The sequence below is a fragment of the Emticicia sp. CRIBPO genome, assembly GCF_009905725.1.
GTDB lineage: Bacteria > Bacteroidota > Bacteroidia > Cytophagales > Spirosomataceae > Leadbetterella.
This window is the reverse complement of sequence record NZ_JAAAKV010000012.1, coordinates 14907-30181: the sequence shown is the minus strand read 5'-3', so window position 1 is coordinate 30181 and position 15275 is coordinate 14907. Positions and strand designations below refer to the sequence as shown.

The 15275-nt window shown below is 45.4% G+C and carries 9 protein-coding genes; 3 read left to right on the top strand and 6 right to left on the bottom strand.

Features of this window, described 5'->3' with window-relative positions:
* Positions 1–10 precede the first annotated feature (10 nt).
* From GVN16_RS21930 to GVN16_RS21920, 3 genes are all read left to right on the top strand, one after another.
* On the top strand, positions 11–2761 hold the full coding sequence (locus GVN16_RS21930; RefSeq protein ID WP_166566104.1) for a heparinase II/III family protein: 2751 nt from the start codon (positions 11–13) through the stop codon (positions 2759–2761).
* 64 nt (positions 2762–2825) lie between these two features.
* On the top strand, positions 2826–5120 hold the full coding sequence (locus GVN16_RS21925; RefSeq protein WP_166566103.1) for a hypothetical protein: 2295 nt from the start codon (positions 2826–2828) through the stop codon (positions 5118–5120).
* A gap of 192 nt (positions 5121–5312) precedes the next feature.
* On the top strand, positions 5313–6347 hold the full coding sequence (locus GVN16_RS21920) for an Atu2307/SP_0267 family LLM class monooxygenase (protein WP_166566102.1): 1035 nt from the start codon (positions 5313–5315) through the stop codon (positions 6345–6347).
* Between the two features lie 126 nt (positions 6348–6473).
* Here GVN16_RS21920 and GVN16_RS21915 read toward each other — a convergent pair whose 3' ends face one another.
* The 6 genes from GVN16_RS21915 to GVN16_RS21890 all read right to left on the bottom strand — a co-directional run bounded on the left by GVN16_RS21915 (position 6474) and on the right by GVN16_RS21890 (position 15115).
* Complete coding sequence (locus tag GVN16_RS21915) at positions 6474–7448, bottom strand: alpha/beta hydrolase (RefSeq protein ID WP_166566101.1); 975 nt, start codon at positions 7446–7448, stop codon at positions 6474–6476.
* A gap of 61 nt (positions 7449–7509) precedes the next feature.
* On the bottom strand, positions 7510–8103 hold the full coding sequence (locus tag GVN16_RS21910) for a TetR/AcrR family transcriptional regulator (RefSeq protein ID WP_166566100.1): 594 nt from the start codon (positions 8101–8103) through the stop codon (positions 7510–7512).
* 390 nt (positions 8104–8493) lie between these two features.
* Positions 8494–9432 (bottom strand): homoserine kinase, encoded by a 939-nt coding sequence (locus GVN16_RS21905; protein ID WP_166566099.1) that lies wholly within the window; start codon positions 9430–9432, stop codon positions 8494–8496.
* A 359-nt stretch (positions 9433–9791) separates the two neighbouring features.
* Positions 9792–12251 (bottom strand): bifunctional aspartate kinase/homoserine dehydrogenase I, encoded by a 2460-nt coding sequence (gene thrA, locus GVN16_RS21900; RefSeq protein WP_166566098.1) that lies wholly within the window; start codon positions 12249–12251, stop codon positions 9792–9794.
* Positions 12252–12416: 165 nt separating this feature from the next.
* Positions 12417–13832, bottom strand: coding sequence for a P-loop NTPase fold protein (locus GVN16_RS21895; protein ID WP_166566097.1), 1416 nt, complete (start codon positions 13830–13832; stop codon positions 12417–12419).
* 32 nt (positions 13833–13864) lie between these two features.
* Positions 13865–15115: a DUF6161 domain-containing protein gene (locus GVN16_RS21890; protein ID WP_166566096.1), complete on the bottom strand. Its 1251-nt coding sequence runs from the start codon at positions 15113–15115 to the stop codon at positions 13865–13867.
* Between the last annotated feature and the right edge of the window lie 160 nt (positions 15116–15275).

Sequence of the window (15275 nt, the reverse complement as noted above, 5' to 3'; positions counted from 1 at the left end):
ATATCTTAAAATGATGAAGAAAGTACTTAAAACAGGATGGCTTATCCTGGGTTTTGCAGGCAGTGTATGTTTCTTTTCCGAAGCCCAGGTGGCCCTGCCCGTGCAATTCCCCGCCCATCATCCCCGGATGATTGACGACACGCTCGTTACTACCCAGAAGCTTAAAAACGAGGTGGAGGAACTGGTTGACCGGCACCGGACTGATCCTCAGTGGATCGTTTCCCGTTTGCAGATGTACTGGAAAACTAAATCAACCAAGGTGTTTATCAAAGGTGGCGTGTATGACCACGCTGAGGGCGAAGCCCCTGTGCCGACCGTCCGTTTCCCGGGAGCCCGCGACCATACGACGATTTATGGCATTCCAAAACTGGAAGACATCCAGCCGTACATGGATGACCCGAGGGGCATACTGATGGTGAACAGGTCCAAACCTGATCAGCCGTTGGAATGGGCCGACATCTCAAAAACCGGGAGAAGCATCGAATCCATGAACACCAATATTCTCGGCCTGGCGGCCAAAGCCGGGGTTTTGTTCCGCAGAACCGGAGAAGAAAAATACGCAAAATTCGCCATGGATATTTTTGATACCTACATGAGCGGGATGCAATACCGCAGTGAACCGGTTGACCTCACCAACGGCCACCACCAGACCATCGCCGGACTTTCTACGTTTGAGGTGATCCAGGAAGGAGCCATTCTGAAGCACATCACGTCTGTTTACGACAATCTGTATCAATATATTCAGCAGAAAAAAGCAGATAAATACCCGGTCTATGTTCAGGTATTGAAAAAATGGGCCGACCAGCAGATCAAAAACGGGGTGGCTTTTAACAACTGGGACCTCATGCAGGCCAGGCACATCCTGGAAATCGGCTTTGTGCTTGAAGACGACAAAACTTATCCGGACGGCAAAGGAAACCGGTACTACACCAACCAGGTGCTCAATGTTGATTCAGAAAGACAATGGTCGCTGTCAAAAGTCCTGAACGAAGGATTCAGCCCGGAGACCGGATTCTGGAATGAAAGTCCGGGTTATTCGTCCGGTGTGCTGGGCGATTTTGTCGGATATGTCAACTGGTTTGACCAGAACTATAATGATGACCTTCTGCCGCAGTTTCCCGTGCTCGAAAAAGCGACGCTGAACCAGGCCCAGTACCTTTTTCCGAACGGCTACATGACTGCTTTCGGTGATGCCTACTATACAAAACTGAACACTGCTTCAGCGATGAAACTGGTTTACAATGCCCGTAAAAATGGGAAAAAGGCACAGGAGGAGCGATTCAGCCGCTACATCAAAACCATTAATCTGCATAGTGGGTCGGCCGCAGAAAATGACCTGGATAAAAACATCCTGACTGGGAAAATAGAAGATTACACCAGTCCGGTTTTTTCAGCCCCGTCTGTCAGTTATTTTGCCCAACGCAACGGCATGCACCCCAATCACGGACTGATGGTGGCCATGATCGGCTCCAAAGGAAACCACATGCATGCCAACGGCATTTCCATGGAGATATTCGGAAAGGGCATCGTCCTTGGTCCCGACGCAGGCATTGGCACCAGCTATTTTCAGCAAGATTATGCGGAATACTACTCACAGTTTCCGGCCCACAACACTGTGGCGGTCGACGGCATTTCTGCTTACCCGGTCATGAAAAGCAACCATGGTTTTGAGGTACTCAGCACTTATCCGGCCAGCGATCAGAAGTCGGGTTATTTTGCCCCGGTGACGTTCGGCGAGTTATACTTTCCTGAGCCCGAAACACAGTCAGACCAGAACAGGCTGACTTCCATCATCAGAACCTCGGACACCACAGGCTACTATGTCGATATTTTCAGGTCGAAAAAGAACAGGGGAGGGGATAAAATGCACGATTATTTTTACCACAACCTGGGCCAGGAACTCATATTGACCTCTCCTGAAAACCAGCCGCTTGATCTGCAGCCTACGCCAAAATTGTCTTTTGCGGGAGGCCATCTCTTTGCCTATGATTATTTCTGGGACAAGAAATCGACGGTAACGGACAAGGATTTCAAAGGTAAATTCAGGCTGAGTGTACCGGGTAAAGACGACGTATTCATGAATATCTGGATGAAAGGCTCGTCTGACAGGGAAATATTTTCGGTAAAAGCCCCGTCTTCGAAATCCTTCCGCAATAACGTCATGATCCCGGACAGCATCGCCAAACTGCCCATGCCCACCCTCGTGGCCCGTCAGAGCGGTGAGGCCTGGACCAAACCTTTTGTGGCCGTTTTCGAACCTTCCACCAGTAAAGAACCCCAGTCGGTGAAAACCATCCGGTCTTTCAACCCACCCAAAGCCCCGGCTGATTTTGTCGGATTGGTGGTAGAAAGTACTTCCGGTAGCCGGGAACTGATCTTTTCTTCCCCGGTGGCAGCCGTCGTGCAGGCAGAAAACAGTAAAGTCAATGCTTCCTACGCCGTCATCAGTCAGAACGGCACAAAGCTGCATTACCTCTTTTTAGGAAAAGGGAAGCTCATAGAACAGGGCCTTTACAGCATCTCTGCCAGGGAAGAAACTTCTGCCGCTTTGCATCTGAAGCCGGAAGGCCTGTTTTTCTTTTCTGATAAACCTGTGGAATTGACCCTGCCTGATGTTTACGCTCCCGGTAAAAAGGTCTCATTACTGACCGGAGGCAAGCGGGAAACGGTACCCGGAAAAAGGGTAGTGGTTGGCGGCCGGAAGAAAGTCGTTTTTAATCTTCCGGCAGTGGCTTATGGTCAGTTAGAAATACAGAACTGATCAACGGGTATTTTACAATGTGGGTCAGACTTATGCCCTCTACATCTTATTAATTTTTATTCCAATGAAAACATTAAAATGCTTTGTTTTGATGCTTCTCTGTGCCTGGAACACTGTTTCCGCCCAGAAGCACTCTACCGATGAAATGACTTTCGGGAACCCTGTTTCTGAAAAACAACACCAGTTGAAATCACGCTACGATGAGGTCGTTAAAGGCGGACTCGGGCAAACGGCCAGGCGGCTTTTGCCTTCCGAACCTGTCAGCTACCAGGGAGGAAGCCTCGCTTTCGTCATGAAAACGGATCCCGAAAAACAAAACTATTTCACCGTCAAACTCTGGGGAGAAGACCAGGACAAGTCCATGACCCTCCTTTTTTCAGAAGGCGAGCAGGTGGGCTACCGGCACCTCGGCGACATCGATTTTATCACCCTCGGAAACGGCGAAAAACCACTTCCGGGAAGGTTTTATTATGTGACCATCCCCATTCCCCTGAAGCACACAAAGGGAAAGAAATCTGTTAATCTTGAGATCCGGTCATACGGCGAGATCTGGGGATATGGCGAGACTTTTGAACGCTACCAGAAAAACCTGGACAAACCTACGCTCGGGTTTTATAAAGCCTACGTCCATATCAATCCTGCTTTTATTCCTTCAAAAGGGGAAGTTCATGGCAATGCACCCCTTAACACGCCCCTTCGTCAGCAACCCGGAGAAGAAGTCCTGGTGAAACTCAAGGAAAGGGTCAACACAGAATTGAAAGCTGTACTGGCACTGAACCGCCCGCTGAACCAGCTGGAACTGATGTTTGTTTCGGCCGCTTCCAAAGTGACCTGGACGTTCGCTTATAAAAATCCGGAGGTCCCGGTGAAAGTCGTGGAGGCCATTGACGCCCACTACGCCAAATTCCTTCAAAATCCTGATATCGTTTTTACCGACCCGAATATCTACAACTATGAGTGGCTCATCACGGGTCCGATAGCCCGGAGCATCCTGCAGCACCATGACGAACTTCAGGACAGGTGGGAAGAAAAACTGGCAGACGAAAAATCCAGGAAAGATGCCTGGGCGGCCATGCTCAAAGCCAGTCTGAACTACAGCACCACCCACAGACGGCATTATACCAACCAGTCGATGATTATCGATATGTTTATGTACGACGTCAATAAAGCCCTTACCCGGCTGAGGCCTGATCTTGCCCTGCCCGAAAGCCAGACGCTGAATTATCTCTATGAATCGGTGGGGCTGCGGCCCTGGCTGGGAAAGGAAACGCCCGAAGGACCGGAGAAACCCCTCGGAGACAATTACTGGCAACTGACAGCAAAAGGACTTACCAAGGAACTGGGTTTTGTAGGGTATTACGGTGAAGTGCTCGACTGGGTCGTGGATATTTACAAATCAACTTCTGATCCGGACATACCCGGTAGCGGTGACCCTAAAATCAGGGAACAAGTGCTGAAAATGTTCCGTGCCAGGCTGCCTTTCCGTTATCCTGCCCTGGACAACGACGGTAACAAAGCCGTGAGAATAGAGGCTGTGGTGGGCTGGAGAGATGCCGGGCATTATCCGGGTAATGTGCTGTATGGCGACCGTGGAATGGCCTGGGATGCCAGTCCTCTGATGACTCCCGCCGTTACGATGGATCCGCAGGCCATCGGTGTGGCCCAGCAGATGATGGCAGATAACCAGTTGTTTAAAAGCATTGAAGACAAACTGAAATTAGGCGGCATAAGGGTAACGAAAAGCCTGATCCACATTCCCGACGAATATGAATGGATTAAAAAACGACCAGCCACCGGCATCCGCCTGCCCATGGACAAAAGCATGCCTGATTTTGTGTTTTCAGACGAAGAAGATGGGGTTGTCGCAGTGAAGAACGGGGAGGAGATACTCTACGCGTCGCTGTACTGGAGGGCCAGGAACTCTGTCAATAAACTCGCTAAAGTGCATTACATCACCCCTTCGATGGACCGCATTGCCAATATCTATATACAATCGGAATTCGACGATTCAGGCATGAAATATACCCGCCCTAACTGGGTCAACCTGGCTTTTAATGGCTCGAGGGAGTTTTATCCGGGTATAGTCTCTGCCCACGCCGGGGAGCAGGAACCTATCGCCAGTATTCCGGAGGGCGTCAGGTTCAAACCTGGCGACGAGAGTGTTTTTGCAGGAAAGGCCAATTACTATGTCATGGAGTATGGTCAATACTGGGTGGCGATGAACACCACGAAAGACCGGACTTTTGAACTGCAGGTTCCTGCTGCTTTCTCAAAAGTCGTCAATCTCGTTGACAGAAAGGTGCTGGGATCGCGAAGCCTGAAGCTGTTACCCGGAACAACGGTGGTTTTGTACAGATAAAAGTTCAGAAAAAGGTAGTTTCCCGCCAGAAACCGGTTTCTAAAAGGAATAGACTAACTTATATAAACTATTACGGTTCTTATTTTGTAATAATGGCAAGGGAAAGAGAAAACAGCATCTCAGTTGAATTCCGGCGTTTAAACCGGGTGCTGCTGAGGGCTGTTTTTCTTCATAACAAAAAAAGGACAAATCATGGAATTAGGAATAAGTAGTTTCGGTGAGATCATCCCCGACAAAGTCAGCGGGAAAGCCGTCAATGCTCACAAACGCATGCAGGAATTGCTTGCGGAAATAAAACTGGCAGATGAAGTAGGTTTGGATGTGTTTGCTTTGGGTGAACACCACCGCCCCGACTTCATGGTTTCAGCCCCGGAAGTTATACTGGCAGCCGGAGCAGCCATCACAAAAAACATCAAATTATCGAGTTCTGTAACCGTATTAAGTTCGGCAGACCCGGTCAGAACTTATCAGAACTTTGCATCACTCGATCTCATCTCCAACGGACGTGCCGAGATCATGGCCGGCCGCGGATCATTCATTGAGTCGTTCCCCTTATTCGGCTACGACCTGCAGGATTATGATGAATTGTTTACCGAGAAACTGGATCTGCTGATCAATATCAATAAAAACGAGATCGTCAACTGGAAAGGCAAACACCGGGCTGCCATCAGGAACCTCGGCGTTTATCCCCGTCCTATCCAGGAAGAATTACCGATCTGGCTGGCAGTAGGAGGAACCCCCGCCTCAGCCATCCGGGCCGGAAAAATGAACCTGCCGATGACCCTCGCCATCCTGGGCGGAACACCCGACAGGTTTGTACCTTTCACTGATCTGTACCGCAAGTCCTATAAAGATGCCGGACATGATCCTGAACAATTTAAACTGGCTATTAACTCGCACTTCTACCTGGCTGAAGATTCAGAACAGGCTGCTGACGAGTTTTATCCGGCTTATGAATTGCTGATGAACAGGGTAGGGAAAGAAAGAGGCTGGTCACCGATGGAAAGACATTATTTTGAATTCCTCAGAACCCAGGGCCCGCTGATGGTAGGTAGTCCGCAAGAGGTCATAGACAAAATCCTGATGTTCCATGGACTGTTTAAAAACACGAGGTACCTGGCACAGATGATGGGCGGGCACGAGTTGCCGCATTCAAAAATCCTGAAGTCGGTTGAACTCTTCGGCAAGGTTGTCGCCCCTGCAGTTCGGGAGGCCTTGAGGCAATGATTGAATAGAATTAAGCTCTCCAACGTCTCCGGACGTAAGGAGGGTGTAACCCGGTCTCTGACCGGAGAAAAGAAGAATCCTTATCATATCTGTGTTCAACGCGGTAGATACGCACGCGGTTGAGCCTCACTTCGGTAATGGCCGATAGGTTTTATCCAGCCAGACTACCAGCCTCTCCCAGCTTTCCACCGGGAAAACCGCGTGTGTGGTGTTCTTTAAGACCACAAATTCCTTTTGATTACCAGGGATAAGGTCATACAGTTCTTTCACCTTTTCCACCTCAAAGAGCTCGTCACTGTCACCCGTGCCGACGAGTACGGGAATGTTCATGTTCTTCGGTAATCGTAGTGTTTTAACATCCAGCATGGTCATGTATCTTGGCGTATATCTGAAGGTAAATAAGGTATCTTTGGTTACCTTCATCCCTTCTCTGTAGTATTCAAAAGCAGGGTAGGAGGGTCTGAAAACCGAACTGGAAATAAGCCGGGCCATCTTAAGGAACGGGGTCGGTTTGTTAAGTCCTTTTCTGCCTTCATACGCTCCTGAGAGCAATATTAAGCCTGAAAGATCATCCGGGATGGCGTTGGCGGTGCAGATGGCTGAAGCCACGCCAAGGCTATGCCCCAACACGACCACTTTCGGGAAACCGAGGCTTTTTACATATTTGACGGACTCGGCTAAATCCGCAATCCAGCGGTCTTTTCCCGGACTGTCACCGCGGGCACCTCCTGATAAACCATGCCCCCGGCAGTCCATTCCGAAGGTGGTATAGCCGCCCTTTGAAATCGGAACACCCGCCATATCATAGGCTCCCGAATGTGCCGTAATGCCATGGAATATTAAAACGGCGATATCTTTTTTGGCCGTGCTCAAGGTGTCCGGATTCCATCTTCTGAGGAATATCGTTTCACCGTCTGTGGTGGTAAACTGGTGATGCGGACCTTTAAATTCTTTTCTCATTTCAGCCGCCCGTTCGGGCGTAATGCCCTTGTTGGCATTATCGGAATGAACAGGAAGATAAGCGAGGATCAACCCGGCGGCAAGGACAACCACCACCAGGATCAGCAGGCCCTTTAAGATATTTTTTAGTGTTTTGTTCATATCAAGGTTTGGTTTTTTGTTTGATTTTAAGGTATTGATTGATCATGTTTTCTGCGAACTTTCACACCTGGTCCACAAACTTCTGCAGAGCCTCATCAAAAAGCTCTTTGAAATAATCCTGGTCATCTATCGGGATACGGTTGTTCTTTTTAATGGATATGAAACCATGCAGCAGGCAATGCAGGCCATTGTAAACTTTATAGGCTTCCTCATCTGTCGTAATGGCCGGGTTAACTTCCTTCACGATGTTCTGGATGGTGGCGATGTTGGTAAATATCCGCTCTTTATCCAGCTTTTTCTGTCTGACATGAAACATCAGGTCGTAAAGTTCCCCATGCTCCACAGAGAAGTCCCAGTACGCCACACCGATCTGCCTCAGTTTTTCCCTGGGGGCAAAAGAATTGCTCTCTGCCACCGCCGTAAATTTCGAAACCAGGATGGCAGACCCCCTGGAACCCAGCTGAAACAAGATGTCGTCCTTACTCTTAAAATAATGATAAATATTGGGCGGTGTATAACGCATCAGGGAAGCAATCTTATTCACCGAAACCATCCCCCAGTCGTTTTCCTCCCGCATCAGCAGGATCGCAGTGTCCAGCACCGTCTTCTTAAAATGCTCAATATCCTCCTCTCTCCTGATCCTGTTCTGACTCATATTGAATAGCTATAAATTATTTAATACTATTAAATAATAAAACAAAACTAACAGGAATATCGGATTATTTATTCATTTGCTCATATTTTTTTAGATTTAAATCAGAAATCGATTCTTTGATCTGTCATGAATATCGAAGATAATTCACCCGGTCAATTTGTAGAGACGTTGCATGCAACGTCTGATGCCCCAAAGTGCTAATCGCTAAAAGCTAACCGCTAATAGCCGTAGATACAATTATCAAATAAACGATATCCCCGGTAAATACAAATCTCCTGAAATAAAAAAGTAAACCGTCTAAAATGAAAAAGAGACGTTGCATGCAACGTCTCTACTATATTTTTATAACATTCATCAAATCCAAAACTGCTAAAAGCTAACCGCTAATAGCTAGCCCCCTTGCTCGAGCATCTTCGGGCCTACCTCATTAATCCCCGACACAAACAAATTCGCCACAATCCCTTCTTTTTCGAATTGTTTCTTCATCACAGCACCCACTTTCTGAGCGGTCTCCAGTCCTTTGCTGAACGCAAACACTGAGGGTCCGGCACCTGAAATGCTGCAACCCAGGGCTCCGTTGTCCATCGCGGCCATCTTCACTTCAAAAAACTGAGGAATCAATATCGAACGGATCGGCTCAATGATATAATCCACCATCGAGCGGCCGATCAGCTCATAATCAGAAGTGATCAGACCCGTAATCATCCCTGCCACATTACCCATCTGAGAAATCGTCTTTTTCATCGAGACCTCATTCCTCAGGATATGGCGGGCATCTTTCGTGTTTACTTCTATATCAGGATGGACGATCGTCACATAAAGATCATCCGGCGTTTTGATTTTAAAGACATCCAGCGGCGAATACGACCTCACCACCACAAAGCCACCCAGCAGGGCAGGGGCCACATTGTCCGCATGGGCAGATCCGCAGGCTACACGCTCGCCTTCCATCGCAAAGGGGAGGAGGTCACGCACCGGCATCGGTTTGCCCAGCAATTCATTCACCGCAAACACCCCCGCCACAGAACTGGCCGAGCTGCTTCCCAAACCACTGCCCAGCGGCATTTGTTTGTGAAGTTCGATGTCAAAACCATGGTTGCGGTTCAGTTGGTGTAAGTATTTGAAAATCGGCACAGAAACCGCATTTCTTAACGGGTCAAGCGTCAGCTTACCTTCATCGCCGGTAATCTGCGTGATCACAATCTTATCATCCTTACGCTTTCTGACAATCACCTCGTCGCCGGGGTTGTCGACAGCCAGACCGAAAATGTCAAATCCACATGAAACATTGGCTACAGTAGCCGGGGCAAAAACTCTTATAGAATCCACGTTATATTGTTTGAGAGCTATTAGCTGTTAACTTTTTAGCTGTTGGGTTTTTTATTCTTGCTGTAAGCTCCAGGCTATAAGCCATAAGCTGTTAGCTTTTTATGCGTTGGGGGCAACGCTTTTTTGACTTTAATAGCCATTTGTCTGTTCGACTTTTATCCTTTGTCAGCTTGAGTTCTCCCTCTTTTGTCAGTTCGAGCACAAATGAGAACACGAGTTTGAAGTTTGCCAGCGTAGCTGTCGAGAACCTGTTACCAAACATGTACTCATTCCCTCAAATTATACAAATCACAACTCACAAATACTCATTCATTCACTCTATCCCGCCCGGGCAAAGCTCAGGTCTGGCAGGCATTCAATCACTGAAAATTGCTACTCAAACTAATGATATCCGCAAAAACCCCCATCGCCGTCACTTCAGCTCCGGCACCGGGGCCTTTTACCACCAGCGGGTTGTTTTTATATCTTTCTGTCGTGAACGACACGATGTTTTCAGAACCCGAAAGGTTATAAAATGGATGCGATTTGCTCACAGATTTCAGTCCGATGGAGGCCTTGCCGTCTTCCAGCGTAGCTATGAATCTCAGGGCCTGGTCTTTGCCTTCAGCTTCCAGCAGCAATTGTTCAAAACGGCTGTTGTCGGCATCCAATGCCTTGTAAAAATCTTCTACCGACGGAGCTGCCAGGCAGGCTTCGTTCAGCAGTTTGTTGATTTCCACGTCTTTGAACTCCAGCTGATGTCCCGCTTCCCTGGCCAGGATCAGGATCTTGCGGGCCACGTCCGTGCCGCTCAGGTCATCCCTCGGATCCGGTTCGGTGTAACCCTTCGCTTTGGCGTCTTTTACGACATCCACAAACTTCTGACCCACCGAAAAACTGTTAAATATAAAGGCCAGCGTACCCGAAAGCACCGCTTCGATCTTATGAATTTCGTCACCACTGTTGATCAGCCCCTGCAGCGTGTTGATGATCGGCAGACCCGCACCCACGTTTGTTTCATACAAAAACTTCACGTTGCGTTTCTGGGTGATCTGCTGCAAAGCCTGGTATTGGGCATAAGTGCCCGAATTGGCCACCTTGTTAGGCGTCACAATCGAAATATTGCTGTCCAGCAAAGGATAATAATGCTGCACAATGTCTTTATCGGCCGAACAATCCACAAAAATGCTGTACGGAAGGTTCAGTACCTGTATGTCTTCAATAAACTCGCTCAGGTTCACCAGCTCGCCATGCTCATCCAGGTTTTTCTTCCAGTGGGCCATGTCGATGCCGTTCGGGTCCAGCAACATCTTCTTCGTGTTCGCTATCCCCGCTATCTTGAGGTTGAGGTTTTTATTCTTTTTCAGATAAGCCTTCTGATCGTTGATCTGCTGAAGCAAGGTCTTGCCGATCAGCCCCGACGGCCCCAGTACAAAGATGTTCAATGTCAGTCCGTCTATCTGGAAAAAAGCCTCATGAATCGCGTTCAGGGCTTTGCTGATGTCTTTTTTCCTGATCACCACCGAGATGTTCAGCTCTGAAGACCCCTGGGCTGTGGCAATCACGTTGATACCGTTTTTACCTAACACAGAGAACAACTTGCCCGAGGTACCCGAGCTCGCTTTCATGCCTTCACCCACTACCGCCACAATCGACAGGTTGTGTTGGATGCTGATGTTCTCGATGTCGCCGCAGCCGATCTCGATCGAAAACCCTTCCTCCAGGATGCTCTGCACCTTGTTGGCCGACTTCGGATCTACCGCAAAACAGATCGAGTGTTCTGAAGAAGCCTGTGAAATCAGGATCACAGAAATCTGGTTGGCCGCCAGCAGGCTGAAAAGCTTGGCAGAAACCCCCGCCACACCGATCATGCCGTTGCCCTGCAGGTTCACCAGCGATATATCGTCTATAGAAGAAATACCCGTAATCGAATATTCCTTTTTAATGATCTCTTTTGAAACCGTCGTGCCCGGATTCGAGCTGTCGAAGGTGTTGAGTACCTTCACCGGGATGTTCTTCTGAAACGCAGGTGTCAGACTCGGCGGATAAATCACCTTGGCACCGAAGTGCGACAATTCCATCGCCTCAGCATACGAGATGCTCGGTATCGTAAAGGCATTCTTCACCTTTCTCGGGTCAGCCGTCATCATCCCGTTCACATCTGTCCATATTTCGATCACCTCGGCATTCAGGGCCGCACCGAAAATAGAGGCGGTATAGTCAGAGCCGCCACGTCCGAGTGTCGTCGTGATGTTCTCTTCGTTCGAAGACACAAAACCCGTGATGCACTGCACCGCAGTATGGTTTTCGAAGTACGTTTGTATGAGTTCGTTCGTTACTTTGAAGTTGACTTCCGCGTGGCCGAAATGGCTGTTCGTTTTGATCACCTCGCGGGCGTCCAGGTATTCGGCCTGAGTACCCCTGGCGTTGAGGGTTACGGTAATGATGGTTGTGGAAAGACGCTCGCCGAAACTCACCAGGAAATCCAGCGTACGCGGGCTCAGTTCCCTGATCAGCGAAATACCCCTGAGCAGGTCTTCGATTTCGTTAAAAAGCCCTTTGATTTTGGCGATGATGGCACTCTGGCTTTTGATGTCGATCAGCCCGCGGATCACATTAAAGTGGCGTTCTTCCACCGAATGCAGGTGTTCCATGTACTGATTGCTGCCTTCAGAGGCCAGTTTGCCTATTTCAATGAGGCGGTTGGTGACGCCCCCCAGGGCCGAATATACTACTGCGATGTCTTCTCCTTTGTGCAGGTTGGACTGAATGATATCAATAACCAGATTAATGCTTTCAACCGTCCCGACCGACGTTCCTCCGAATTTTAAAACCTTCATTAAGTTGACCTTATATTATTTATCCCTAAAAGTACGAACCGAAAGGCCACCCTCAAAAAAGCAGACCGATCCGTCGCAAATATAACAATTTTAATACTACAGCCGAATTAAAATTGGGTTTTTCTAAGAATTTGGGGGGAGCAGTTAATACTGGTACTTTATAAATTATGATATCGAATGTTCTAGTAAATTTATTCTGTCCAAAAAATATCCGATACTTAACTCTGATAATCGACTATCGTTAAGATAAGTGAATTTTTTCATCAATTCTTTATTTTCCTCGCTGGTGTCAAATTTAGATTTGAAAGTTAATTGACTTTTAGACCCCTTTAGAAAAATAGATTGACTAAAGTCAGATGCTCTTTCATGAATAAATTTTGAATAATACAATACTAATTGAGCCTCTATAAAAATCAGTTGCCTTGTCCTTGGATCATCAGCTTTGTCAATAAAAGTGTTGATATTAAAATTCTTAGGTATAAAATCGAAATAAGAATCACTTAATTCTTGCATCGAGAGTTCCTTATTTTGAATTTTTCTATAAAATTCTGGAGAAATGATTTTAATACAAATTAAAATGAAAATAAAAGAAAAATACTCCTCTGTATCATTGTTGAGGCTTCTTAAAACTATTCTGGTGTGAGCGAATACTTTTTCTTGCTGTCTTAATGAGAAGTTTGATTTCTCAAATAAAGATGAAGCAAGATTAAGAAATGAGTCACTGTATCTGGAGGAACTTGGACTGTTAATAAAGGCAAAATACTTATAGAGATATTTGCAAAAGGATAGAGTATCAGGATTCGGAAGGGAATACTCAATATCAATGAATCTTCGTAAATATTCATCGGCATCAATCAAATCACTGCCGTAGTAACCTCTAATGGCATTGCCAAGTTGTTTCTTATCTATTGCTAGGACAAAAACAATCCCAGGAATGTTAAAAAAGTGCTTTATGTTTTCTAAGAGCTCTACCGCATAATCTGGTCTGCATCTATCAAGTTCGTCAATTATGAAAACCAAAGGTTTTGAACCAGAATTAACATCTTTAATAAATTTAGTAAGTTCTTCTCGGAACTCAATCAAACCTTTTTTTTTCTCTGCGTATTCTGTAATTTCATTTTCAAAGAGCTCAAATCCGGCATCGGCGGTTTTTTCTAAAACATCGTTAAATTCCTTAAGATCAAAATATTTTGCTAATATGGCTTTAATAAGTGCTGGAGCAATTTTTGATTGAAGTAATGCTGCTTTCTTTGCAATAGATTTGAAGGTAGCTTCATTCTTTCCTACGTTGAATAAAGTTTTAAGTTCTGACATTATTGCTACAAGCGGGCTCTTGTCGAAGTCATTTTCCCATGCATTAAAATATAATGTTTTAAATGCTTTATTCTGCATAGATTGCTGCCACATTTTTACAAAGGTAGTTTTTCCAGTGCCCCACTCATTATTTATTGCCAAAACAAAACCATCAGAATATGACTGAATTAAGCCTGTAAGTATGTTGGCATAGTTTTCTCTGCCAAGGACACAATTTTCAAATGGCTTATCATTTGATATTTCAAGTTCGGAATGTTTAATTTTCATTAATTCTTATTTCTTTTAAATAATTCTTTACTTTATTTTCCAAAAATCTTCATCACTTCACCCGGCATAGTAGGAGACGAGTCTTCCTTTAATAATCCAGTATCCGATCGGCTGAATAATGATTGAATGATTAGTTTTCGATCCTCATCCTGAATACTGTCATCTTTTTTCAAAGCGAGATAGAAGTAGGCGAGTGAATGCCGTTCTTCTGCGTCTCGGGCCAGGTGAAAACTGCTAAACATGACTTTCGAAACGGCTTTAATGCAAAAAGCGAGGAAAGAAATAAAAACAACAAATACGATTGACCATCTGATTGCGGCACTTTTGTCATCGCCCAAAAAACTGGCGTAAATAGTTTCAGGAGCGTTTACCAATATTTCCCATAGTAAATAAGAAGTAAATGCTGTTAGTAAAACCAATATCCATATTGAAATCCAACCTTGTTGTTTTAGTGCTTTGCCACGATCAGACCAATACTTTGCGGGCTCTTCCAGTTTTAGTTTTTCATTATAAGTTTCCTCTAATTGTTTTATCTCAGATTTTGAAGAATCCCTGAAATGGTTATGTTCAACTATTCTCTCTTCAAACCATTCTGTGAACATTGATTCCTTTTCACCTTTAAGGCTGTCAATTTTTTCAACATAGTTGTCAAATTCCTGATTTGCTTTGAGTAAGTGATCTACCAATTGATTTTCAGTTTGAGAAAGATATTTTTGAAAATCAGTCCGAATGTTGGAAATGGATTTCTTTTCAGCATCTCTTCTTTCGATAATATGCGAATAATCTTTTAATTGAAATTCATATGCAAGTAAGTACCCAATTGCGGCGTCTTTGCCAGAAAAATTCAAAGAGTCTTTTTTGAAAATAAAATTATAGGCTCCACTGAAACTCTCATTGTAATTTTTAAAAATACTTAAAAGAAATTCTATCTCTGGAATGTCATAACGTAAGACTGCTTGTTGCTTGTTTCGGATTGAGTTAGATATATTATTATTCCAGTAAATTTCAAGATCATGTGTCTGTGATCTTTCAATGACAAAGGATTCTATACTATTTTTTAAGTCAAGAAAGAATTTTTGCGAATTTTTAAATTGATCTGGAATGGGTTCAGTTATTTTTCTCCAGCCTTCCGCTTGCTGTGAAACAAATTCATAGATAGAGCTTACTCCTTTTAGCTCAATCAACTTGTCAGAATTTGGAAATTGAAAGGCTTCTGTCTTTTCGCTAAACCAATTCGGGTTTGTCGATTTCACAATGAGTTGATTAAATTCATTTTTGGTCATTTTACTTTTGGGATATTTTAGGTCTCGTATATGATGAGAATTCAAAGTTATTGAAAAAATAATAACATTGATAAATTTAAGGGATTATTGCTAATTCATTGAAATGTAGACTGTTGACGATAGATGGGTATTATGATTTTTCAAACAAGATCAAAACTTC

Coding starts and splice junctions, on each gene's coding strand:
- GVN16_RS21930 (WP_166566104.1), top strand. CDS start 11: ATGATGAAGAAAGTACTTAAAACAGGATGGCTTATCCTGGGTTTTGCA.
- GVN16_RS21925 (WP_166566103.1), top strand. CDS start 2,826: ATGAAAACATTAAAATGCTTTGTTTTGATGCTTCTCTGTGCCTGGAAC.
- GVN16_RS21920 (WP_166566102.1), top strand. CDS start 5,313: ATGGAATTAGGAATAAGTAGTTTCGGTGAGATCATCCCCGACAAAGTC.
- GVN16_RS21915 (WP_166566101.1), bottom strand. CDS start 7,448: ATGAACAAAACACTAAAAAATATCTTAAAGGGCCTGCTGATCCTGGTG.
- GVN16_RS21910 (WP_166566100.1), bottom strand. CDS start 8,103: ATGAGTCAGAACAGGATCAGGAGAGAGGAGGATATTGAGCATTTTAAG.
- thrA (WP_166566098.1), bottom strand. CDS start 12,251: ATGAAGGTTTTAAAATTCGGAGGAACGTCGGTCGGGACGGTTGAAAGC.
- GVN16_RS21895 (WP_166566097.1), bottom strand. CDS start 13,832: ATGAAAATTAAACATTCCGAACTTGAAATATCAAATGATAAGCCATTT.
- GVN16_RS21890 (WP_166566096.1), bottom strand. CDS start 15,115: ATGACCAAAAATGAATTTAATCAACTCATTGTGAAATCGACAAACCCG.